Annotated in this window: 20 protein-coding genes; 13 read left to right on the top strand and 7 right to left on the bottom strand. The window is 55.2% G+C overall.

Translation table 11 applies throughout. From position 1 onward, the window contains the following. Positions 1–95: 95 nt before the first annotated feature. The 4 genes from CKQ53_RS17945 (at position 96) to glnB (ending at position 4,122) form a co-directional block, all read left to right on the top strand. Positions 96–1,535: a sensor histidine kinase gene (locus tag CKQ53_RS17945; protein WP_094118761.1), complete on the top strand. Its 1,440-nt coding sequence runs from the start codon at positions 96–98 to the stop codon at positions 1,533–1,535. 41 nt (positions 1,536–1,576) lie between these two features. Next, on the top strand, positions 1,577–2,344 hold the full coding sequence (locus tag CKQ53_RS17940; RefSeq protein WP_162896381.1) for a two-component system QseEF-associated lipoprotein QseG: 768 nt from the start codon (positions 1,577–1,579) through the stop codon (positions 2,342–2,344). Then, complete coding sequence (gene glrR, locus CKQ53_RS17935; protein WP_118895263.1) at positions 2,341–3,678, top strand: two-component system response regulator GlrR; 1,338 nt, start codon at positions 2,341–2,343, stop codon at positions 3,676–3,678. Before CKQ53_RS17940 ends, glrR begins: the two co-directional genes overlap by 4 nt. A 105-nt stretch (positions 3,679–3,783) precedes the next feature. Further along, positions 3,784–4,122 carry a nitrogen regulatory protein P-II gene (gene glnB, locus CKQ53_RS17930; RefSeq protein WP_085652721.1) on the top strand — a complete coding sequence of 113 codons (339 nt, stop codon included), beginning with the start codon at positions 3,784–3,786 and terminating at the stop codon, positions 4,120–4,122. A gap of 910 nt (positions 4,123–5,032) precedes the next feature. Here glnB and CKQ53_RS17925 read toward each other — a convergent pair. Together CKQ53_RS17925 and CKQ53_RS17920 are read right to left on the bottom strand one after the other, a co-directional pair. After that, positions 5,033–6,229: a pectate lyase family protein gene (locus CKQ53_RS17925; protein WP_094118763.1), complete on the bottom strand. Its 1,197-nt coding sequence runs from the start codon at positions 6,227–6,229 to the stop codon at positions 5,033–5,035. A gap of 399 nt (positions 6,230–6,628) precedes the next feature. After that, positions 6,629–7,792 carry a polysaccharide lyase gene (locus CKQ53_RS17920; RefSeq protein ID WP_085652723.1) on the bottom strand — a complete coding sequence of 388 codons (1,164 nt, stop codon included), beginning with the start codon at positions 7,790–7,792 and terminating at the stop codon, positions 6,629–6,631. 494 nt (positions 7,793–8,286) lie between these two features. Here CKQ53_RS17920 and glyA point away from each other — a divergent pair, with 494 nt between their 5' ends. The 4 genes from glyA (at position 8,287) to CKQ53_RS17895 (ending at position 12,556) form a co-directional block, all read left to right on the top strand. After that, the gene (glyA, locus tag CKQ53_RS17910) at positions 8,287–9,540 is read left to right on the top strand and encodes a serine hydroxymethyltransferase (protein WP_094118764.1); all 1,254 of its coding nucleotides are present in this window, start codon (positions 8,287–8,289) and stop codon (positions 9,538–9,540) included. A 131-nt stretch (positions 9,541–9,671) separates the two neighbouring features. Then, positions 9,672–10,841 carry a 3-phenylpropionate MFS transporter gene (locus tag CKQ53_RS17905; RefSeq protein ID WP_094118765.1) on the top strand — a complete coding sequence of 390 codons (1,170 nt, stop codon included), beginning with the start codon at positions 9,672–9,674 and terminating at the stop codon, positions 10,839–10,841. Between the two features lie 69 nt (positions 10,842–10,910). Further along, complete coding sequence (locus CKQ53_RS17900; RefSeq protein ID WP_244201062.1) at positions 10,911–11,519, top strand: DUF1007 family protein; 609 nt, start codon at positions 10,911–10,913, stop codon at positions 11,517–11,519. Beyond that, positions 11,510–12,556 carry a nickel/cobalt transporter gene (locus CKQ53_RS17895; RefSeq protein ID WP_085652728.1) on the top strand — a complete coding sequence of 349 codons (1,047 nt, stop codon included), beginning with the start codon at positions 11,510–11,512 and terminating at the stop codon, positions 12,554–12,556. The genes CKQ53_RS17900 and CKQ53_RS17895 overlap by 10 nt, the downstream gene beginning before the upstream one ends. A gap of 80 nt (positions 12,557–12,636) precedes the next feature. On the opposite strand, the gene CKQ53_RS17890 is transcribed toward CKQ53_RS17895, so the two are convergent. From CKQ53_RS17890 to suhB, 4 genes are all read right to left on the bottom strand, one after another. Next, positions 12,637–13,434 (bottom strand): ABC transporter ATP-binding protein, encoded by a 798-nt coding sequence (locus CKQ53_RS17890; protein ID WP_094118767.1) that lies wholly within the window; start codon positions 13,432–13,434, stop codon positions 12,637–12,639. Further along, on the bottom strand, positions 13,431–14,459 hold the full coding sequence (locus tag CKQ53_RS17885; RefSeq protein WP_244201061.1) for a FecCD family ABC transporter permease: 1,029 nt from the start codon (positions 14,457–14,459) through the stop codon (positions 13,431–13,433). The genes CKQ53_RS17890 and CKQ53_RS17885 overlap by 4 nt, the downstream gene beginning before the upstream one ends. 59 nt (positions 14,460–14,518) lie before the next feature. Next, positions 14,519–15,643: an ABC transporter substrate-binding protein gene (locus CKQ53_RS17880; protein ID WP_094118769.1), complete on the bottom strand. Its 1,125-nt coding sequence runs from the start codon at positions 15,641–15,643 to the stop codon at positions 14,519–14,521. A 524-nt stretch (positions 15,644–16,167) separates the two neighbouring features. Further along, a complete protein-coding gene (gene suhB / locus CKQ53_RS17875; protein WP_085652732.1) occupies positions 16,168–16,971 on the bottom strand; it encodes an inositol-1-monophosphatase in 804 nt (267 codons plus the stop codon). Between the two features lie 120 nt (positions 16,972–17,091). Between suhB and trmJ the strand changes: the two genes are divergently transcribed. The 5 genes from trmJ to sseB all read left to right on the top strand — a co-directional run bounded on the left by trmJ (position 17,092) and on the right by sseB (position 22,752). Next, a complete protein-coding gene (gene trmJ / locus CKQ53_RS17870) occupies positions 17,092–17,814 on the top strand; it encodes a tRNA (cytosine(32)/uridine(32)-2'-O)-methyltransferase TrmJ (RefSeq protein WP_085652733.1) in 723 nt (240 codons plus the stop codon). Between the two features lie 131 nt (positions 17,815–17,945). Beyond that, complete coding sequence (gene iscR, locus CKQ53_RS17865; protein ID WP_026738381.1) at positions 17,946–18,440, top strand: Fe-S cluster assembly transcriptional regulator IscR; 495 nt, start codon at positions 17,946–17,948, stop codon at positions 18,438–18,440. Between the two features lie 119 nt (positions 18,441–18,559). Then, positions 18,560–19,777, top strand: coding sequence for an IscS subfamily cysteine desulfurase (locus CKQ53_RS17860; RefSeq protein WP_094118770.1), 1,218 nt, complete (start codon positions 18,560–18,562; stop codon positions 19,775–19,777). Between the two features lie 762 nt (positions 19,778–20,539). Continuing rightward, positions 20,540–21,835, top strand: coding sequence for an aminopeptidase PepB (gene pepB / locus CKQ53_RS17855; protein ID WP_094118771.1), 1,296 nt, complete (start codon positions 20,540–20,542; stop codon positions 21,833–21,835). Positions 21,836–21,957: 122 nt separating this feature from the next. After that, positions 21,958–22,752, top strand: coding sequence for an enhanced serine sensitivity protein SseB (gene sseB / locus CKQ53_RS17850; protein ID WP_094118772.1), 795 nt, complete (start codon positions 21,958–21,960; stop codon positions 22,750–22,752). A 343-nt stretch (positions 22,753–23,095) separates the two neighbouring features. Here sseB and sseA read toward each other — a convergent pair whose 3' ends face one another. Then, entirely contained in the window at positions 23,096–23,956 is an 861-nt protein-coding gene (sseA, locus tag CKQ53_RS17845) for a 3-mercaptopyruvate sulfurtransferase (RefSeq protein ID WP_118895261.1), read from the bottom strand. Positions 23,957–24,011: the final 55 nt, after the last annotated feature.

Raw genomic sequence — 24,011 nt, 5'->3', positions numbered from 1 at the left:
CCGTAATCGCTGATTAGCGCTTCGCAGGTTGCTGGCGAAAACGTTGCACTTTCGCCGCAGTCGGCTAGCATGCGAGCGCATGAACAGGTAATGAGATGATCTCCTTGAAACGATGGCGTTTGTTCCCCCGATCTTTGCGACAGCTGGTCATTATGGCGTTCTTGCTGGTGCTGCTGCCCTTGCTGGTATTGGCCTATCAGGCATATGGCAGTCTCAAAGCGCTCAGCGAGCAGGCCGCCATCATTAACCGCACCACGCTGACGGATGCCCGTCGCAGCGAGGCGATGGCCGGTTTGGCGTTGGCGCTGGAACGCAGCTATCGTCAATATTGTGTGCTGGACGACCGCACGCTGGCTCAGCTCTATCAAAATCAGCGCAGGCAATATACGCAGATGCTGGACGTCCATGCGCCGGTACTGCCCGATCCCCAATCACCTCAGCGCCTGCAGCAGTATCTGACGCAACTGGCGGAAATGGATTGTCAGAACAGTGCCCCGAGCAGTGAAGCCGCGTCGCTGCTTGAACGTTTTTCTCAGGCCAACACGCAGATGGTACAGGTGACGCGAGAAGTGATCTTCTCCCGTGGGCAGCAGCTTCAGCGGACTATCGCGGAGCGCGGCCAGTTCTTTGGCTGGCAGGCGCTGTTGTTGTTCTTGGTCAGCGTGCTGCTGGTGGTGCTGTTTACCCGCATGATTATCGGTCCGGTGAAGGGCGTCGAGCGAATGATTAATCGCTTGGGGGAAGGGTTGCCGTTAGGGTCATCGCCCACGTTTCGAGGCCCGCGAGAAATTCGCTCGCTGGGACAGCGCATCATTTGGCTAAGCGAACGTCTCTCATGGCTTGAAGCCCAGCGGCATGAGTTTCTCCGGCACATTTCACATGAACTTAAAACGCCGCTGGCGAGCCTGCGAGAGGGCACGTCGCTGCTTGCGGACGAGGTCGCGGGACCGCTGACGGAAGACCAGCGGCAGGTCGTAGCGATTCTGGACAGTAGCAGTCGCCATCTATTACAACTGATAGAGCAGCTGCTTGACTACAACCGCCAGCTCGCCGATGCGCCAACCCAGCTTGAGCAGGTGGATCTGGCGGCGATCGTGGATTCCGTCGTCGCCGATCACAGTCTGCCGGCGCGCGGTAAAGCGATGAAAACGCATGTTGAGCTGGATGTGACGGCGTGCCGTGCGGAAACCACGCTGCTGATGAGAGTGCTCGATAATCTCTATTCCAATGCGGTGCACTACGGGCAGGAATCCGGTAACATTTGGGTGCGCAGTCGGAGCGCCGGTTCGCACCTTCAAATTGAGGTCGCCAATACGGGAGCGCCGATACCGGAAGCGGATCGCAGCATGATTTTTGAGCCTTTTTATCAGGGCGCGCATCAGCGCAAAGGCGCCGTCAAGGGCAGTGGGCTGGGGCTCAGTATCGCGCAAGACTGCATTCGACGAATGCGCGGCGAGCTGGATCTGGTCTCGGTAGACTATGCCGACGTCTGTTTCCGTATCGAATTGCCATTAACCACCGAGAATGAAGCATGAATGCACGGTTTTTCCGCTCCTTATCCCCCCGTCGGTATGCTGTGACAGCCTCAACCCTATGGGGCCGTGTATTACGAACGATGCTGCTCTCTTCACCCCTTTTAGTCGGCTGCGCGCAGCAAGCGGGCGGCGGAACGCCTACGATCATTGACGCCAACCGCGAGCCCGATCAGCAGTTGGCCGATTACCGCAGCGTGGACTGCCACACGATCTGGCTGGTAGACAACCGCAATGCGATGACAAATTCCCTGTATTGGCTGAGGGCGATGGACTGTGCGGCGCAACTGTCTCCGTCGCAGGCCTTAATGCAGGCCAATCGGACACCATCTTCGTCAGATTGGGCCGGGCTCTGGAAACAAAGCCTGCTGCGTGAGCGGACCGGTGCGATCCCCGCGGAACAGCGGCAGCGCATTGCCCGACTGGCACAAGAGAGCGAAGACGTACCGACAGTGCTGATTCCGCTGCTGCAACTGTGGATGGACAAGCAGCAGTTGACTGCGTTTCAGGACGAAGAGCGAGTGCGAGTACAGCGCCTGCAGGACGACCACGATAAAGCGCTGGCCGATCTCCGGGAACAGCAAAATCAGCTGCGTGAGCAGTTGGATACCACCACGCGCAAGTTGAAGAATCTGACGGATATCGAACGTCAGCTGTCGGCGCGCAAAGCGGTGCCCGCAGACTTTTCTGACGGAGAAGAGCATCGCGGCAACGCTCAGACTCGTTCATCGTCAGAGACGAATGGGAAACCTCAGAACGTCGAGCGCACACCGGTGCCGCCCAGTTCGAAAACGGGAGTCAACCATCCATGACGACACGGAAATCCGCCAGCTTACTGCTGGTCGACGACGATCCGAGCCTGCTGAAGCTGCTGGGAATGCGTTTGACTAGCGAGGGCTTCCACGTCATCACCGCCGCTAGCGGTCAGGAGGCGTTGCGTTTGCTGGCGCGCGAAAAAATTGACTTGGTGATCAGTGATTTACGGATGGATGAAATGGACGGCCTCGCGCTGTTCGCTGAGATCCAGAAGCAACAGCCGGGGATGCCGGTCATCATTCTGACCGCACATGGCTCTATTCCGGACGCGGTGGCGGCGACCCAAAAAGGGGTTTTCAGCTTTCTGACCAAGCCGGTCGATCGCGATGCGCTTTATCAGGCCATCGATGAGGCCTTGTCGGTTGCGGCGCCCGCTCGGGATGATAGCTGGAGAGAGACGATCATTACCCGCAGCCCGTTGATGTTACGTCTGCTGGAGCAGGCTAAAATGGTCGCGCAATCGGACGTCAGCGTGTTGATCAATGGTCAAAGCGGGACCGGTAAAGAGGTGCTGGCGCAGGCGATTCATGCGGCCAGCCCGCGAGCTGATAAACCCTTTGTGGCGATCAACTGCGGCGCACTGCCGGAGCCGCTGCTGGAGTCTGAGCTATTCGGACATGCCCGTGGCGCGTTTACCGGGGCGGTGAGCAGTCGTGATGGCCTGTTTCGCGCGGCGGACGGCGGAACGCTGTTTCTGGATGAGATAGGCGATATGCCGTTATCGCTACAGGTTAAGCTGCTGCGCGTATTGCAGGAACGCAAAGTCAGGCCGCTCGGGAGCAACAACGATCTGGATATCGACGTGCGTATTATCTCCGCGACCCATCGCAACTTGCCTAAGGCGATGGAGAAAGGGGAGTTTCGGGAAGACCTGTTTTACCGCCTCAACGTTGTGAATATGAAAATTCCGGCGCTGAACGAGCGTTCTGAAGATATTCCTTTACTCGTCAACCATCTGCTGCGCGAGGCCGCGGCTCGCCATAAACCGTTTGTGCGCAGTTTCTCCACGGATGCGATGAAACGCTTGATGACGGCGAGCTGGCCGGGTAACGTGCGCCAGCTGGTTAACGTGATCGAACAATGTGTGGCATTGACCAGCGCGCCGGTCATTAGCGAGGCGTTGGTCGAACAGGCGCTGGAAGGCGAAAATACGGCGTTGCCGACCTTCGCGGATGCGCGCCATCAGTTCGAGCTGAACTATCTGCGTAAACTGCTGCAGATTGCCAAGGGCAACGTCACCCAGGCGGCTCGAATGGCGGGTCGTAACCGGACTGAATTTTATAAACTGCTGGCGCGCCATGAACTGGACGCCAATGATTTTAAAGACTAACTATGGGTCAGTATCGTGCTGATAGCGGGTGCGAGTTGATGCGCGGCCCATCGCATAAACGATGCCAGGCTACGGCCGTGACAAAGTGATGATTAGGATTTCTTGATGAAAAAAATTGATGCGATTATCAAGCCCTTCAAACTGGACGACGTTCGTGAAGCGTTGGCGGAAGTAGGGATTACCGGTATGACGGTGACTGAAGTCAAAGGATTTGGTCGCCAGAAAGGTCATACCGAGCTGTACCGCGGTGCGGAATACATGGTGGATTTCTTGCCGAAGGTCAAAATCGAAATCGTTATTGCCGACGATATCGTGGATACCTGTGTCGAAACCATCATGCAGACGGCTCAGACCGGTAAAATCGGCGACGGTAAAATTTTCGTTTATGACGTCAGCCAGGTCGTGCGTATTCGTACGGGCGAAGAGGACGAAGCCGCGCTGTAAGCGTCTTCGCTGGCTTAAAGGGCTTTTTACATGCTCTTGGACCACTGAACGCCACACTGAATCAATGCCGGTTGTCATACGTTGTCGGCATTGGTTCAGGTGTATTCAGCCCGCTGTTGTGTTTTGCCTGCCTCTTTTCTGACTTTTCTCCCTTGTTTTATTATCCCTGATCTTCGTTTCTGGTTATCTCTTTCCGCACATTCGCCCGCCTTATTGATGTCTGCTAGACCGTTTTGACGAGCCATGCCACGCTCTTATGACTCGCTGAATCAGGGTTACGACGCTCGGTAAATCCCCCTCAGCTGTCGCGACATTTCTGCTGGAAAGGTTCCATTGGCCCTATAGTGCGTAAGCGCAAAAAGCGCTGGCAGTAAAAAAACGGCGACGTCATCACAAAAAATAGTGGGGCGAATGGCGGCAGAGTCGTGCAGTCTGTCTGGTCCATTTTATTAAAATGAAACACGCGTGTATCCGCAGCCCTATGTAAAGACGCTAATCTTCAATGGAAATATCAGATACTGAGAGTGATGACAAAGCGTGAATGCGATTGAAATCCGTTTACAATAAAAAAGAAGGGTGATGCAAGGCCCACCCCAGAAAATTAAAATGGAATGAACACAGTTTTTATCGATTGCTGTCATTTTTTATAGCCTTGCTATCGATATTGTTGGGAGTGAAATGATTATTGTAGAATTACAAAAAAGACATCCTTCGTTGTTGAATTGTTTAAGGTTGTATTTGGACGAATAATTCATGCTGAATGAATTCAGGATTGAATGTTTACATTAAAAAATATCAATACGGTTGTGCTATTTTATTTTTATTATTGGCCGGTCACGCCGTTATTTAAACAGCACTGACCGACCATAATGTGTCACGCGTTATTCACGCAGACAGCATCTGCATTGGATTAGATTTTGCCGTAACCCGCGCCAGCCATAACGGTTTTGATCAGGCTGGTGTTCATGGTCTGTACCTTGTAGGAGTAGGGGATTTTGGCGGTATAGTTGGTGAAGCCACAGCTGGATAAGCCAGCGGCGCCATTGTTGATAATCGAATTTTTATCGGTGAAAATTTTGCCGTTAAATGCCTTCACGACGCCGCACTTGCTCTTGAGGTTGGCAATAGTGAAAGCATTGCCTTCCGATAACAGGCTACTGCTGGTGCCGATACCGAAACTATAGAGGTAGGCATAAGTCGATGCGTTGACGTTGCCCACAAAGACATTGTTGAAGGCGTGAACATTGCCGAAACGAATACGCGGAGCTCGTTCACGCACCTGGCTGAACAGGTTGTTGTAGAAGGTCACGTGTAGTTTGCCTGCGTCCTGTGAACCATTGCTGTCGCTATGACCGATCAAGATGGTTTTATCGTGCTGTTCAAAACGATTGTTGGAGACGGTGACGTAGTCGGAGCCACGTTTAATATCCAAGGTGCCGTCATGCTGTACGTAGGTTTCGCCATTTTTCTTGGTGTATTTATTGTCGGTAAAGCTGCCGTCGTTAAACGTCACATGGTCGATCCAGACGTGATGAGACGTGACGATATTAATGGAGTCCCATTCCGCATTCCAGCCATCGCCAGATTCATAATGCGGTGCGACGTCGACCGGTGTTTCAATGTAAATGTTGCGAATAATCACGTTGCTGGCACCGCTGACGACCAGCGACCCCTTGGTAAATTTACCCGAATTCCCGATGCCGATAATGGTGGTGTTCGATGGGATGAGAATCTGGCTGCGCGCCTTTTGGTCGTTAAAAGAGGTGTAGGCTTTTCCGCCGCTGATATCGATGGTCCCGGTGATTTGAATGATTTTCGCCGTGTTTGCGGCTGCTAATGCTGCTTTGAACTCAGTAATGTTTTTCGCCGTGTAGATATTGGCGGCGGTGGCGGCTTTGCCCCCCGTGGTTGTTCCGTTCTGAGTCGCCCACCCTACGGTTGCCGCAGTACGGCCTTGAGCGCTTAGCAGACTGGCGGCCGAGGCGTTGGACGTCATTAACGCGGCAGTGATACTGGCAATCAGCAGTGGTTTGGCACAGGAGTAAATACGTGAAAGTGATCCAGAATATCCTGATTGTGTCTTTTTAGATAAATGAGTGGCGTTCATTAAGAAGTTCCTTTTTCGTTATGAGAATTATTCATGAAATACATTTCATCGGCTTGATATAAAGCTATCGTGTAACCGGCCCGTATTATTAAGAACTGGGATTTTAGTTTTTTGATCAAAATCGTTTTTCTGAGAGAAAATATAAAAACAAATGAAAAGGGATTTACTTGGAGGGTTTTTGATGGAATGAATATTTCACCTTGTGACGGATTGTATGGGTAAATGAAAGGGTATTATTTTATTTTGTGTTATTCCTATCAATTCTTATAGGTATTAATGAGTGATTTTTCATGATTGATTATTGGTCTTTTCTTATTGACTTGTTTTTTTTGTGATAGAAATAAAATAAAGCGGCAATCCCGGGTTAATAACCTTTGTACGATTGCCGCTTTTACTTATTTAGAGCTTGCCGAAACCAGCCTTGCCAGCGATGTCGTCAGACAAAGTGGTTGTCATCGGTTGCACGGTATAGCTGTAAGGGATGGTGTCTGAATAGGCCGTAAAGCCGCAGGTCGATAAATCAACTTCGTTGCCGTTCAACATGGAGCCTTTATCCGAGAAAATTTTGCCATTAAAGGCTTTCACTACTTTGCATTTATTGCTGAGGTTGCTGACGGTAAAACCGTTGCCCTCAGATAACAGGCTGCTGCTGGTGCCGATGCCAAAGCTATACAGGTAAGGATAACCCGTGTCCTTAACGTCGCCGATGTAGACGTTATTGAAGGCATGGACATTGCCGAAACGCACTCTTGGCGCGCGCTCACGTACCCGATTAAACAGGTTGTTGAAGAAAGTGACGTGCAGCTTTCCCGCATCTTGCGAGGTATTGCTGTCGCTATGTCCGATCAGGATGGTCTTATCGTGTAGTTCGAAACGACTATTGGACACGGTGACATAATCAGAGCCACGTTTAATGTCTAACACACCGTCGTGCTGTACGTAGGTTTCGTCATCCTTGGTCGTGTACTGGTCGTCCGTAAAGCTGCCATCGCTGATGGTCACATGGTCGATCCACACGTGGTCGGCGGTTTGAACATTCATCGCATCCCACTCCGCATTCCAGCCATCGCCCGACTCATAATGCGGCTCAACATCGACCGGCGTTTCAATGAAGATATTCCGCAAAATTACGTTGCTGACTTCTTTGACGATCAGTGAACCGTTGGTGAATTTACCCTGGTCGCCCATTCCGATGATCGTCGTGTTAGATGGGATCAGGATCTGGCTACGTGCTTTTTGATCGTCGAAGCTCGTGTAGGCGGTGCCGCCGCTGATGTCGATAGGCGCCGTGATCTGAATGATTTTGCTGGCGCTGCCTGCTGCCAGCGCGGTTTTAAATTCGTCGAGCGTTCCCACGCTATAAATGTTCTCTTCCGCTGCGGCGGAGCCGCCGGTGGTTAAACCATTTTGCGATGCCCAACCGACGTCGGGTGCGGCGGTCAGGGCTTCCTGCGTCAGCAGAGTGCCGGCGCTTGCGCTGGAGGACATCAGCGCCGCTGCGATGAGCGAGAGAGAGAAAGGGCGAAATCGGCCGGGTCCAATGCGAGGTGTAAGACTAGTCATGAGGTTATCTCCTTATTATGCCCACGTATGTCGCATACGTTTCCCTGGTGTGAGAATGAAGGGCTAGTGGTTGAAATCCGTTCAATACGAGGAAGTTAGCAACCCATTTATATGGGTTCAATATCATTATTTGGAATAATTATTCCCAATCAAAAAATACCTCAAAAAATACTTAGTATCAGATTGGTCTTACAGACCAATCCATCAAAAATATCGATGGATTGGGAGAGGGAAATTGGGCGGGTTGAGCGAGTCAGATCGCAGCCCAACATGAAAAAGATGCAGGTGCCTGATGAGAAAAAGTCCCTCCGCACAGGGAGGTAGAGAAAAGCACAAACCCTTGTGCCACCGGTGGCTAATCGTTTGCGCAAAAACCTCTGTCAAAGCCTATCTTCGCTGGTGAGAATCGGTTTACACTATAGGCCAGTGCCTTTCGGGGCGATTATATTGCGTTGTAAAAATGCACGTTAGCTGAGTCAGGACAGGAGATGCGGATGTTAAAGCGTGAAATGAACATTGCCGATTATGATGCCGAGCTGTGGCAAGCCATGCAGCAGGAAGTGGTGCGTCAGGAAGAACATATTGAGCTGATTGCTTCAGAAAACTACACCAGCCCACGCGTCATGCAGGCACAGGGATCTCAGCTGACCAACAAGTATGCGGAAGGATACCCGGGCAAACGCTATTACGGCGGTTGCGAATATGTCGATATTGTTGAACAGCTGGCGATTGACCGTGCGAAAGCGCTGTTTGGCGCGGACTACGCCAACGTGCAGCCGCACTCGGGTTCTCAGGCCAACTTCGCGGTCTACACCGCGCTGCTGCAGCCTGGCGATACCATTCTGGGCATGAACCTGGCTCACGGCGGCCACCTGACTCACGGCGCGCCGGTTAACCTGTCCGGTAAGCTGTATAAAGTGATTCCTTACGGCATCGACGAAAGCGGCAAGATTGATTACGACGAAATGGCCGAGTTGGCGCGTACTCACAAACCGAAAATGATCGTTGGCGGCTTCTCGGCTTATTCCGGCGTAGTCGACTGGGCGAAAATGCGTGAAATCGCTGACAGCGTAGGCGCTTACCTGTTCGTCGATATGGCGCACGTGGCCGGTCTGGTCGCTGCTGGCGTTTATCCTACGCCGGTGCCTCACGCGCACATCGTCACCACCACTACGCACAAAACGCTGGCAGGTCCGCGCGGCGGCCTGATCCTGGCGAAAGGCGGTGACGAAGATCTGTATAAGAAACTGAACTCCGCGGTATTCCCGGGTGGTCAGGGCGGCCCGCTGATGCACGTGATTGCGGGTAAAGCGGTCGCGCTGAAAGAAGCGATGGAGCCGGAGTTTACCGTTTACCAGCAGCAGGTAGCGAAAAACGCCAAGGCGATGGTTGAAGTCTTCCTGTCCCGCGGTTTCAACGTGGTATCCGGCGGTACGCAAAACCACCTGTTCCTGCTGGACCTGGTCAGCAAAGACATCACGGGTAAAGAAGCCGATGCGGCGCTGGGCCGTGCGAACATCACCGTCAACAAAAACAGCGTGCCGAACGATCCTAAGAGCCCGTTCGTCACCTCCGGTATTCGTATCGGTACGCCATCCGCCACTCGCCGCGGCTTCAAAGAAGCGGAAGTGCGTGAACTGGCCGGCTGGATTTGTGACGTGCTGGACAACATCAACGACGAAGCTGTGATTGAGCGTACCAAGCAGAAAGTGCTGGAACTCTGCGCTCGTTTCCCTGTTTACGCCTAAGATTGCCATGCGTGCTTCGTCACGCATCGCGAACAAACGCCAGCGCAAAGCTGGCGTTTTTTTATCTGTCGACCGTGGTTGCGCCCGTCACACATCTTTGCCAAAGTAGCCGGTCGAAAACAGGAGAACCCATGGTTTTACGATCCACTCGCTGGCTGGCTCTCAGCTATTTCACCTACTTTTTCTGCTATGGCATCTTTTTGCCCTTTTGGGGCCGCTGGCTACAGGGAGAAGGTTTATCGGATGAAACCATTGGGCTGCTGCTCGGCGCCGGTCTGGTCGCCCGCTGCTGCGGGAGTTTGGCTATCACAGCCGGAGTAGGCCATCCGTCCAGGCTGATCGGCGCATTGCGCTGTCTGGCATTGGTCTCGTTGCTCATGGCCTTCGGGTTTTGGCTTGGCAACGCGTGGCTGTGGCTGCTGCTGGTCATGATCGGCTTCAACCTGTTCTTCGCGCCGCTGGTGCCGCTGACCGATGCGCTGGCCAATACCTGGCGTCAGCAGCTCACGATGGACTACGGTCGGGTGCGGCTGTGGGGGTCGATCGCGTTCGTTATTGGTTCTGCGGTCACCGGGGATTTAGTGGCCGTTTGGGGTCATCCTGCCATTCTTCTGGTGCTGTGCGTCGGGCTGCTGTGTATGTTGATAGGAATGCTGTTCCGGCCTGAAACGGCACCGCAAGAGACGGCGTCAACGGCGTCCGACCTGGCGTCAACGCCGTGGCGTCAGTTATTAAGCGAAACCGCCGTGTGGCGCTTTATGCTTGGCGTCACCTTGTTGCAGGGCGCGCACGCCGCGTATTACGGATTCAGCGTCATTTACTGGCAGGATATGGGTTATTCGGCGTCGGTCGTGGGGTATCTCTGGTCGCTGGGCGTGGTCGCAGAGATCGTGATTTTTGCGCTCAGTCATCGATTGTTCCGACGCTGGACAGCGCAGGGACTGTTGCTGCTCTCCGCCGCGTGCGGCGTGATCCGCTGGGGGCTGATGGGCTCGACGGCGTCGCTGCCGTGGCTGATCGTGATTCAGCTCCTGCACTGCGGGACGTTTACGATATGTCATCTGTCCGCCATGCGTTTTATCGCCACGCGTCAGGGCAGCGATGTACTGAAGCTGCAAGCGGTGTATTCCGCGCTGGCGATGGGCGGCGGAATCGCGTTGGTCACCGTCTTGTCGGGTTATCTGTTCGGCCATTTGCAGGGTAAAACGTTCTGGGTGATGGCATTACTGGCGCTGCCGGTCCTGTTTATACGATTGCCGGATACGGCGAAGGCAAAGACCTCCCTGAGTGAAAATCATTAGTCAGAGGTAGTAATGGTATTCGGTGCAATGACGTCGCGATGGCCGGGTCGACTGGCAGCGGCGCTGATGATGATAGGATGTGGCGCTATCCCGCAGGCGGCCGCGCATCCGCACAGTTTCATCGACATGCGTCTAACGGTGGAGGGGAAAAACGACCTCATCACCGGGCTGCGCATGGTGTGGACGATGGACCCCATGACGTCCGCCGATCTGCTTTACGACGCGGGCTCAGCGTCCCAAGAGGCTGAAATCTGGAAGAAACTGGCGGCGGAAGTTATGGCCAACGTGCTGGGGCAGCACTATTTCACCGACGTCTTTCGCGACGGTAAACCGGTTAAATATGCGCCGGTGCCGAGCGAGTATCATCTTTCTCGCCACGGTAATCAGGCGGTGCTGGAGTTCGTGCTGCCGCTGGCCCATCCTCAGCCTCTGGCGGGAAACCCCCTACAAATTTCCACCTACGATCCCACCTATTTCGTCGATATGTCCTACAAAAATGACAATGCGGTTGCTGTCAACCCAGCACTCTCGGCGCGCTGCCATACTACGCTGACGACGCCGAAACCGGATGCGGCTTTGCAGTCTTATGCGCTCTCATTGGACAAAAATGATAGCCCGGACGAAGACATGGCGTTGGGTCAACAATTCGCACAGAGGGTTACGTTGCAATGCCAATAACGCCATCTTCTCTTTCTGTCGAGCCATCTCGCCGCGCCGCGTGGCCGCTGCTGATCGTCGTACTGGCGCTGGGATGTGGGCTGTACGCAGTCTGGTCCTGGTGGCCGGAGATGCTGCGCCAAAGCGTCATCTGGCAAAGATCGCTGCATCAGCAAATGTCGCAACTGATGGAAGCGGTCAGCACGCAGCCGCATCGCGCCGGTTGGAGCCTGTTGGCGTTCAGTCTGGCCTACGGTATTTTGCACGCGCTTGGACCGGGCCACGGCAAGGTGGTGATCGCCACCTATCTTGCCACGCATCCTTCTCGTCTGAAGCGCAGCCTCCAGCTCACCTTTGCGGCATCGCTATTGCAAGGCATGGTCGCGGTGATCCTGGTCACGGTGGTGCTCTCCGTGTTGCAGCTCTCTAGCCGGGTGTTGCACGTCAGCAGTTTTTGGATAGAGAAGGGCAGTTACCTGCTGGTGGTCTTGCTGGGGATGGTGCTGTGCATTCGGGCGGTGCGTAGGCTGCTGGCGGCGCGGGCGAGTTCCCGCCCTCCGAGGATCCAGCGGCTTGCTCCGCTGGCGGCCGCTTCGTCGTCCTCGCTGCTGGTCGCTCATGTCCGCCGCTCTGGCGCGCATGACGCCGGATGCTGCTGTGGTCATCAGCATGTCCCGGGGCCGGAGGCGCTCGCCGAGGACGGCGGATGGCGGGCGCGCTTGATGGTCGTGTTAGCGATGGGATTACGGCCCTGCTCGGGCGCGATATTGGTACTGTTGTTCGCCAAAGTGCTCGGCGTGTATGGCTGGGGGATTTTGGCTGCGCTGACGATGGCGTTAGGCACCGCCTTCACGCTCTCTCTGCTGGCGGCGGCGGTCAGCTACTGTCGGCGGCTGATGACGCGTCTCGGCGCTGAACAGGCGTCTCCCCGCTGGCAGCAGGTCGTCTGGTTCGTTTTGTCCCTGAGCGGCGGCGCATTGTTGATCGTCATGGGCGTGGTGCTGTATGTCAGCGCGCAACCCGCCATGATGGGCGGCATTCGTCCGTTTTCAGGATAATCACCACGTTTTCCATGCGGTTTCGACGACTGTCGGGAGGCTATCGGCCTAAAGCCCCGGCATAGACCGGGGCAAAAAGGTTACTGCATCGGCTCCGTGACCAGCCCATCGATCATCACTTGCGGGATTCCCTGTGAGCAACGTTCGATTCGCCCGCGTACGCCGTAAACGCGGGCCAGGCTCTCGGCGGTAATCACTTCCGCCGGTTCGCCATCGGCAATTAGCTGTCCGTTTTGCAGCATCAACACGTGATCGCCATGGCGAAGCGCGATGTTAATGTCGTGGACCACCACCACGGTGACGATGTTCCGACGCTGGGTTTCTCGCCGTACCAGATCCATCACGTGGAACTGATAATTGAGATCGAGCGCGCTGAGCGGTTCGTCCAGCAGTAGCAGAGACGGCTGACGGATCAGCGACTGCGCTAGCCCAACCAGCTGTTTTTGCCCCCCTGACAACTGGTCCAGATAGTTCAGCGCCAGATGTTCGATGCCAAGCTGTCGCAGCAGCGTCATAACCTCGCCTTTATCCCCGGAGGGGGATAGACCTCCACTGGCGCGCTGGGCGACGATAATCGATTCCAGGACGTGCAGATGCACGCCGGCCGGCAGCGATTGGGGCAGGTAAACCACGTTTTCGGCGCGTTTGCTGAAAGGCAGTTGCATCAGGTTCACGTCGTCCAGATACACCTCACCGCTCGCCTTGCCCAGACCGGCCATCGCTCGCAGCAGCGTGGATTTCCCACTCCCGTTCGGCCCCAGCAACACGGTGATCTTCCCTCGCGGCAGTTTCGGCACGTTGAGATCCGCGATTACCGGACGCTTGGGATAGCCCGCGTGGAAGTGGGCTAGGGTCAGCCCCTTGGGTGGCGAATTCATACGTTCCCCCTGTGGCGCAGAATGATACTCAGGAAGAAAGGCACGCCGACCAACGAGGTGACGATACCGACAGGAATGATGACGCCTGGCAGCAGATTTTTGGACACCACGGAGGCGAGTGATAGCACCAGCGCGCCGGTTAACGCGCTCGCCGGCAGATAAAAGCGGTGATCTTCGCCGAAGATCAGTCGGGCGATGTGCGGCGCCACGAGGCCGATAAAACCGATTGGGCCGACGAAGGCGACCGACAGCGCGGACAATATGCTGATGCGCAGCAGCGTCGCCAGCCGCAGTCGGCGCACGTTGATGCCGAAGCTGATGGCCCGGTCTTCGCCCAAACGCAACGCCGTCAGTTTCCATGCGTTCATCATGGACAGCGGCATGACGACAGCCAACACCAGCAGCAGAACGCCCAGCTTCTCCCACGATGCGCGGGCCAGACTGCCCATCGTCCAGAAGACCAGCCCCTGTAGCGTGTCTTCGTTGGCGACGAACTGGAGCATGGAGACCAGTGCGTTGAAGGTGAAGACGAGCGCGATGCCGAAGAGCACGACGCCTGACGTGGCGACCTGCGTCCAGCGGGTGATGGCATCAAGCAGCAGCGCGGCCAGCAGCGCGAACAGGAACGCGTTGGCGGAAATAAACCACTGTGCCGGAATACCGGGAATGCCGATACCGAGCACGATTGCCAGCGCCGCGCCGAAAGCGGCGGCCGAGGAGACGCCTAACGTGAAGGGGCTGGCGAGTGGGTTGTTGAGGATGGTCTGCATTTCCGCGCCTGCGAGCCCCAGCGCCAGACCGACGACGACCGCCATCAGCGCATAGGGCAGGCGGATATCCCAGACGATGACGCGGATACCGGCATCGGCCGCGGCGGGGTCGGTCAGCGTTTGCCACAGTGTCTTCAGCGGCAGGCCCGAGGGCCCGAGTACAAAGTCCAACAGCAGCGAGGCAACGATGGCCATCGCCAGGATGGCCATCATTAGCAGGCGATGTCGGACGATATGCTGGTAGCGATGCATCATGTGCTTTTCGGCAGCGAGGCTGCCGTGGTGAGTCGATTCGGTCGTAACAATCATGAAAGTTACTCAGCCTGTTTCCAGGAAAAAATAAATTCGCTATCGGGCAACGTGGTGAAGCGGCGAATAATGTCGTGGTAGGACGCGTCCGGATTCAGATCGCTGAACTGCTGAGGGTAGATTGCCTTAGCCAGATATTCCATACCAACCACATTGTACGGGTGATTATAGAAATGGTGGTAGAGGCCGAAGGCGTGTTTTTTTTGCACGGCCGGAATTTGCGCCACGCCGGTGCGGCTGAGCAGCTGACTGCCTCTGGCATCGAGAGACGCCTTGTCCGCGTCATAACCGAGCTGCAACAGCGGGCTGGTGCCGTCGCCGCGCTTAGAGCCGGTCATGATGTACACATCCGGACTCATGCTGATGAGCTTTTCCAGAGAAACGTAGCCATACGCGCCCGGAAGCAGGTCTGAGCCGATATTTCGCGCGCCGACGGCTTCGACCAGCCCGCCCCAACCGTTATGAGCATGGCTGAAGCAACAGGATTCAGAACGACCGGCCAGCGCCTCAATGAACACATTGGCTTTCGGCGTGATGGCGGCGGTGCGCTGCTGAATGGCGGCGAGATGTTGGCGATAGAAATCCGTATAGGCTTTCGCGTTGTCTTCGCGGTTAAGCACGCGTCCCAGCAGGGTGATGCTATCCGTCGTGTTTTTGACCGGTGAGACTTCAAAATCGATGAAAATGACCGGAACACCGAGCGTGTGCAGTTTGGCGAGTATGCCGTTATCGGTCAGCGAGGGCTTGGCGCGCATCTGCGCGATCATTAGGTCCGGCCGTTGCGCCAGGACGCTTTCCAGCTCGATATCGCCTTTGTCGCTGAATCCCATTTCAAGAATGGATGCCGCCTGCGGCCATTTCCCTTTCAACATATTCCACGTCGCGGTGTCGGAAGTTCTGGGCAGGTTATTCCAGGCCACCAACCGCTGGAATGGATTTTCGCGATCCAACAGCGCCATCGCCATGATGTCGCGGCCATCCTGTAAAACAATGCGCCGAGGCTCTTGCTTGAGCGTGACGCTCTTCCCGTCGAGATCGGTCACCGTGACAGGATACTGTGTGGCATAGATGCTCAAGGAAGCCGTCAGTGCGGCGACCAACAAAACGTGTCGAAATAGGTTGATGAACATAACGCGACTGCACTCCGCCCTTAAAATGAGTTTAATAATGATTATCATATGTAATCAGGGGCGCTTTCAACCAACAAAAAAGTTAAAAAATAAAAGTTAGCGAAGGCTTGTGCGATCCCGATCGGGATAACAAAAGTGCAGAAAAGCCTGCTTTGGGTATTAAGTCGGCGTTGGGACGGAGTTATTAACGCTATTGCATCACCGCGACAAGGCCTTAGGGCCGCTGGTGTGTTGTCTGCGATGAAGGTTATGGATACTACCTGTGGTTTCTGTGTTTTTCTCGCGCGTTCTGAAGAACGGGCCTTCGTCATCACGGCAAACGGATAAAGATGCATGAGATAGGAAATTCGATATCAGCGCGTAAACAAGGCGTGTGGTATGAGATGTTGTGCACATTTTACCAAGCGTGATGGGGGATAAGGGGGCGTAAGGGGATTGATGAATCAGAGAAAGATGGCGTGAAGTCACATAAGGGATAAGGAAAACGGCGGTTAGCTGACCGAAGTCGGCTAACCGGAAGAAACTTAACGTTTCAATGCATCACTCAGGTTTTCGCGGACGTTAGACAGCAGAGATTTCACGACACGCGGGTTACCGGCGACGATGTTGCCAGTCGTCAGGTAATTGTGGCCGCCGACGAAGTCGGTCACGATACCGCCTGCTTCACGTACCAGCAGTTCGCCGCCGGCGAAGTCCCACGGTTTCAGGCCGATTTCGAAGAAGCCATCCACGCGGCCAGCGGCGACATAAGCCAGATCCAGCGCGGCGGAACCAGTGCGGCGGAAGTCCGCGCACAGGCCGAACAGACCTTCCATCATGCGGAAGTAGCTGGCGGAATGCTGTTTGTGCTTGAACGGGAAGCCGGTAGCGAGGATGGTGCCGTCCAGATCGCGAGCGTTGCTGCTGCGCAGACGGTAGCCGTTCAGCTGAGCGCCCTGACCGCGAGTGGCGGTGAACAGCTCATTGCGCATCGGATCGTAAACTACCGAGACTTCGGTGCGGCCTTTGATGCGAACAGCGATGGAAACCGCGAAGTGCGGCAGACGTTTGATAAAGTTGGAAGTGCCATCCAGGGGATCGATAATCCATTGAATATCCTGGTCTTCTCCGACCAGTTCTCCGCACTCTTCACTGATGATGGTGTGCTGAGGGTATGATTTGCGAATGATTTCAATAATCAGGCGCTCTGCATCCCGATCGACATTGGTGACAAAATCGTTACTGCCTTTCTGACTAGCCTCGACGGCGTCAGGCGTTTCATAGTTTTTGGCAATTAAATTACCGCCTTTACGCGCGGCGCGCACGGCAATGTTCAGCATCGGATGCATGGTATCGTCCACAAGAATGTTAAAGAACAGAAATCGGCGCGCAGTATACCAGCAAAAGAGAAAATAGCGAAGATTGTGTTAACATAGTCCGCATTTCCTTTTTCGCACTATCGAGTCAGCATGTTAGAAAATATACGCATTGTCCTGGTGGAAACGTCCCACACCGGCAACATGGGATCGGCCGCTCGGGCGATGAAAACCATGGGGTTGAGCAATCTTTACTTGGTTAATCCGCTGGTTAAACCTGATTCACAGGCGATCGCGCTGTCCGCCGGCGCGAGCGACGTTATCGGGAATGCGACGCTGGTTGAAAACCTGGATCAGGCGCTGGAAGGTTGCAGCCTGGTGATAGGGACCAGCGCGCGTTCGCGCACGTTGCCGTGGCCGATGCTGGAGCCCCGCGAGTGCGGCGTTCGCAGCGCGCAAGCGTCGCGTCATGCGCCGGTCGCCATCGTCTTTGGTCGCGAGCGCGTTGGGTTGACCAATGATGAACTACAGAAATGTCATTATCATGTGGCGATCCCGGCAAACCCGGAATACAGCTCGCTGAATCTGGCGATGGCGGTGCAAATTCTGTCTTACGAAATCCGAGTCGCGCACTTGGATAACGAACAGATGGATACGCCTGAGCATGAAGAAACCCCGTATCCGCTGGTGGACGATCTGGAACGCTTTTATCAGCATCTGGAATCCACTTTGGTGGAAACCGGGTTTATCCGCCAGGCGCATCAGGGTCAGGTTATGAGTAAGCTGCGTAGGCTGTTTACCCGTGCGCGCCCGGAAAGTCAGGAGCTGAATATACTGCGTGGCATCCTCAGTTCTATCCATAAAAATGACCGGTGAGTAGCGGGTAATAGTTGAGTGATTTACTAGGATAAATACTTGACTGAAATACTCGGGAATGACAGACTAATGTCACATTTCGACCCTACCTGTGTTTTGAAACACGGGTTTACTCTACGGATACCATTGATATGAGACTGACATCTAAAGGCCGTTATGCTGTTACCGCCATGCTTGATGTGGCGCTGCATTCTCAGGAAGGCCCTGTTCCTCTGGCCGACATCTCTGAACGTCAGGGCATTTCGCTTTCGTATCTTGAACAACTGTTCTCCCGCTTGCGTAAAAATGGTCTGGTTTCCAGCGTGCGTGGTCCGGGCGGCGGTTATCTGTTGGGTAGAGACGCCAATGACATCGCTGTCGGCGCAGTGATCTCCGCCGTTGATGAGTCGGTCGATGCGACCCGTTGTCAGGGGCGTGAAGGCTGCCAGGGCGGCGATCGTTGTCTGACCCATACGCTGTGGCGCGATCTGAGCGATCGAATCACCGATTTCCTGAACAACATTACCCTGGGCGAACTGGTCAACAACAAAGATATTCTCGATGTTGCCGACCGTCAGGATGCCGACACGCGCCGTACCTCTACCGGTCGTACGCAGGAAACGATTAACGTTAATCTGCGCGCTTAATCACGCCGGGAGAGGTGCTGACAACGCATGGCGTTGGCCCCAAGGGGTACGGGCAGGAGCGCCCGACTATAAACAAAACGCAGAGTACGTTTTGATGTGAAGTACGGAGTTAATGAGCAATGAAGTTACCCATTTATCTGGATTATTCAGCGACGACACCGGTTGATCCGCGCGTGGCTGAAAAAATGATGAAGTTCCTGACGATGGACGGTACGTTCGGCAATGCCGCGTCCCGTTCGCATCGTTACGGCTGGCAGGCGGAAGAGGCGGTGGACGTCGCTCGCAACCAGATTGCCGATCTGGTTGGCGCGGATCCTCGCGAAATCATCTTCACGTCAGGCGCCACGGAAGCTGACAATCTGGCGATTAAAGGCGCCGCCAGCGTTCATCAGGAAAAGGGTAAGCACATCATTACCTGCGTCACTGAACACAAAGCGGTTTTGGACCCTTGTCACCAGCTGGAACGTGAAGGGTTTGACGTCACTTATCTGACGCCTATGCGCAATGGCATCATCGACATGAACGAGCTGGAAGCCGCTTTTCGCGATGATACGATTCTGGTTTCCATCATGCATGCCAACAACGAAGTTGGCGTGGTGCAAGACATCGCGGCTATCGGCGAACTGTGCCATCGTCGTGGTGTGATCTACCATGTCGATGCCACGCAGAGCGTCGGCAAATTACCAATCGATCTGGGGCAGCTCAAGGTCGATCTGATGTCGTTCTCCGGTCATAAAATCTATGGCCCGAAAGGCATCGGCGCACTGTTCGTCCGCCGCAATCCCCGTGTGCGCATTGACGCTCAGATGCACGGCGGCGGACACGAACGCGGCATGCGTTCCGGTACGCTGCCGGTGCATCAGATCGTCGGTATGGGCGAAGCCTATCGCATCGCGGCAGAGGAAATGGACGCTGAATCTGCGCGGCTTGGCACCCTGCGCGATCGGCTGTGGAACGGCATTCGGGATATCGAAGAAATCTACCTGAATGGCGACCTGTCAAACAGCATCCCCAATCTTCTAAACGTCAGCTTTAACTACGTCGAGGGCGAATCGCTGCTGATGGCGTTGAAAGATCTGGCGGTTTCCTCTGGTTCTGCCTGTACTTCCGCTAGCCTGGAGCCTTCCTATGTGCTGCGGGCGCTGGGCGTTAACGAAACGCTCGCGCTGAGTTCTATTCGTTTTTCGCTGGGGCGTTTCAGCACGGAAGAGGAAGTGGATTACGCCATCGAGCAGGTGCATAACGCCGTTGACCGGTTGCGTAGCGTTTCTACTGACTGGAAAACCTTCAAACAGAGCACCAAGAGCAGCCGCGTTGCAGGCGCGCCTCAACTCTGACGCTTTTCTATAAGCCCAACAGGCGTGGTTGACCGGGCGATTCAGTGCGGTCAACACCGCACTCAACGCGCTTTTCTATGCAGTGGTTACCCTTCCGCGAGTTTGAGTGAACGCTGAGTTGTGGCGTGTTAAACCGTTTAACGCGGCATCGCCTTCGCGGCTTATCCGTTCATCGACCCGAATTCCTATTTATCTCGCTCTTCCGCGCGCCTATATGTGGGATTTTTCCTGTTTTCGAGATTCTCTTCCGACGGGTTACGCCAGCCATCGGGGGCATATATGGTATCTTGGCTCGAGTTTTTTGCCGCTGCGCGTAAGGTCTAAGAAATCGGTCATAAATTTGCCTTACTATGACCATCAGTGCTCGACGGGCGCAGCGAAGAGGGTGGTGTTTGGAAAGGTTGAACGACACTACGAGCAAATACGTCGCGCGGGGCCTAAAACGCCCCCTTACACTATATTGATACACGCACCGGCCTTGCTTCGTAAGCCGGTACGGTGAGACGGATTCATACGAGGATCGGCGGTCGATATCGCCTGCCGATTTTTCAGGAACAAGCCAGCGGCATGACGAAAAGTGCCGCGGGATGATTTCACGATCGGCCACCGAACCGTGACCTAAACAGGTTCAAAGAGACGCGGTTCTCTGGTTGGATAAAAGCTGAATAACCAGCACGACAGGCGCGCCTTCACGGCGGCCGATTTCTCTTCTTCATGGCTTGAACGGCCTGATTAAAGAAATGCGCAATAGGGAACGAGATTATGACAACCGAAGCTATGCCCATTACCCTGACCCACCAGCCCGCGGATGCTCGCTGGGGTGAAAAAGCAACGTTAACCTCTGGCGAACAAGGGTTCACTATCCATCTGACCGGCGACAAACCGTTGGCGATCATCCAGCGCGCCGGCCGCAAAATCGACGGTCAGGGCATTAAATGCGTCAAGCTGGAAGGCGAGGGATGGGATCTCGAAAGTAGCTGGGCTTTTTGGCAGGGTTACCGGGGGCCGAAAGGCAAGCGTACCGTCGAGTGGGCCGAGTTGGATGAGGCTGCGCGGCAGGAGTTGGATCGCCGCCTGAAAATCGTCGACTGGGTGCGCGATACGATCAACTTGCCAGCGGAAGCGCTGGGGCCGGAGCAACTGGCTACCCGCGCGGTGGATCTGCTGTGTTCCGTCAACTGCGACGCGGTATCTTATCGCATCACCAAAGGTGAAGACCTGCGTCAGCAGAACTATTCCGGCTTGTATACCGTCGGACGCGGCTCCGAACGTCAGCCGGTATTACTTGCGCTCGATTACAATCCGACCGGCAATCCCGATGCGCCGGTGATGGCCTGTCTGGTCGGTAAAGGTATTACGTTTGATACCGGCGGTTATAGCCTGAAACCCAGCAGCTTTATGGATTCGATGAAGTCCGATATGGGAGGCGCCGCGCTAGTGACAGGAGCGCTGGCCATGGCCGCTGCGCGTGGTTTGAATCAGCGTGTCAAACTGTACTTGTGCTGCGCCGACAACATGGTGAGCGGCAACGCATTCCGTCTGGGAGACATCATCAGCTATCGCAACGGCAAAACGGTGGAAGTGATGAACACGGACGCGGAAGGACGTTTGGTGCTGGCCGATGGCCTGATCGATGCGTCCGCCCAGAAGCCGCAGTGGATTATCGACTGCGCTACGCTGACGGGTGCCGCAAAAATGGCGTTGGGTAACGACTATCACGCGCTGTTCAGTTTTGACGATGCGTTGGTCGGAGATTTGCTCACCAGTGCCGGGCGCGAGAGCGAACCTTTTTGGCGTTTGCCGCTGGAGGAGTTCCACCGTCAGCAACTGCCGTCCAACTTTGCTGAACTGAATAACATCGCGAGTCCGGCCCATTCGGCAGGCGCCAGCACGGCGGCGGCTTTCCTGTCCCACTTTGTGGAGAACTACCAGGAAGGGTGGCTCCATATCGACTGTTCGGCGACTTACCGTAAAGGCGCGGTCGATCAATGGTCTGCGGGCGCGACCGGACTGGGCGTTCGCACGCTGGCGGACTTCCTGCTGAGCAAAGCTGGCTGAATAAGCGATGGTGGGTAAGTTTATACCCGCAATGAACTACGCGCGGTGACGCCGCGCGAGCATAACAAACAGGCCTTGCGCAGTTAAAAAGGTGCGCAGGGCTGAGAGCGTTGAGGAACACGATGGAATTTTCACCACAAAACACACTGGAAGAGGCGCTGATGCGCGCTGCGACGGAGCCTGCGCATCGGCCCGAGTTTTTCAACGAGCTCATGACGGCCACGGTGTATGTACTGGGAAACAGCGACGGCGATACCACCTTTGGCGAGCAGACGCTTCAGGCCGGGAGCCATGTTCATCTTCAGCATTGGGAGAAGCCGGATGGCAGTTCTGCGATCCCCTTCTTCTCTTCTCTGGCGGCTTTACAGTCAGCCATCACCGAAGAGCAGTCCTTCCTGGCACTCCCTGCTCGCGCGCTGTTTGAGCTGACTCAGGGCGCTGTGTTGTTCCTCAATCCTAAACTACCTTACGGTAAAGAGTTTCTGCCGCAGGAAGTGGAACACCTGCTGGCGGGCGAAGGCACCGGACTCGTGACGAAGAAGGTGATCGAGGAGGATACACAGGTCCTCATTGGACAGCCCGCAGAAATGCCTGCGCAGATGATCGACTCCCTGACCCAACTATTTGCGAAATATCCCGCCGTGCGCCGTGCGTTTCTGGTGCAAATTAAAGAGCCTGACGAGGAGCAGCCGCATCTGTTGGTCGGGATTGACGTGGATGAAGACGTTGAGGCGATCATTCAGGCTGCGGGTACCGTTGCCAGCGACACGCTGCCGGACGATCGCCCGATTGACCTTTGCGTCGTAGCCGACAACGAACCGGGCATCAGCCATTACATGATCAAGCACACCACGCCATTTTATGAGCGTAAGTGGGGCAGCTTTCTTCGCGACTTCAAAAACAGCGGCCACGCATGATTAGATAATGCCGCTTGACCGCTTGACCGCAACGCTACAAAAGCCAAAAGCCAAAAGCCAAAAGCCAAAAGCCAAAAGCCAAAAGCCAAAAGCCAAAAGCCAAAAGCCAAAAGCCAAAAGCCAAAAGCCAAAAGCCAAAACGGCAAAGGCTCACTGTGTGAGCTTTTGGTCGGCGGATGCGCGTCGTGATGAATCACGATTACGGAGAGTGCTGTTACTGCCATCTATGAGACTGAAGCCAGGAATCCCCGCAGAGGCACAACATCAGTCATGACGGATTCCGTGACGGCCACATGATGTGGCCGTTTTTACTGAGATTGTGTCAATGGCAAATCGGTAAGCGTCAGCGAGTTACCCCTGTTTCAACGGGCAGGTCATCTCGACTTCCCCATTCCCCCCAGGAACCGTCGTACAGTTTGACTTGAGGGGCATTCAGCACATACAGCGCTAATACGACCACAGCTGCTGTCACACCGGAGCCACAGCTGGCGACGATGGGACGCTGGATATCTATTCCCTTTTGCTTGAACACCGCGGCCAGCTCTTCTGGGGCTTTCAGCGCGCCGTTTGCCACCAGCTCATTCCATGGCACGTTAACGCTGCCGGGGATATGGCCACGACGTAGTCCCGGACGGGGTTCATCCACTTCACCCGCGAAACGCAGCGCCGGACGGGCATCGACGATTTGTGCGGAATGATCGTGGGTGATGGCCAGCACGACTTCGGCCTGACAGATCACTCCGGCGTCCAGTCGAGCCTTGAAGGTTCTTGTCGGATGACCGTTGTTTCCTTGCTCCAGGGGAAGTTGCTGGTGTTTCCATTCGGCCAGGCCGCCAGCCAGAATAGAAACCTTTGTCACGCCGAAGGTTCTCAGCATCCACCAGGCGCGAGGGGCGGAAAACAGATTGCCTTCGTCATAAATGATGCAGTGTTGTCCTTCGCTGACGCCTAGCGCTCCTATCGTCTGAGCGAAGGACGCACTGTCCGGCATCATATGCGGTAGAGGCGACGTCGCGTCTGACAGCGTTTCGATATCGAAAAAAGCCGCCCCCGGCAGGTGTTCGGCCTCATATTCGGCCTTAATATCCCGCGTGGTGTCGCCAGGTGGCAGCATCCGCGCATCAAGCAGCGTGATATCAGCGTCGTTCAGATGCGAATTCAGCCAGGTGGCGGTGACAAAGATGTCGGAACTGGATACAGACATGAGACCTCCCGAGCGGGCCGTCAACGCAGCCCGGAATAAGATGAGGATTGAATTG

The organism is Lonsdalea britannica, from assembly GCF_003515985.1.
Classification (GTDB): domain Bacteria; phylum Pseudomonadota; class Gammaproteobacteria; order Enterobacterales; family Enterobacteriaceae; genus Lonsdalea; species Lonsdalea britannica.
This window is presented reverse-complemented; position numbering and strand designations above follow the sequence as displayed.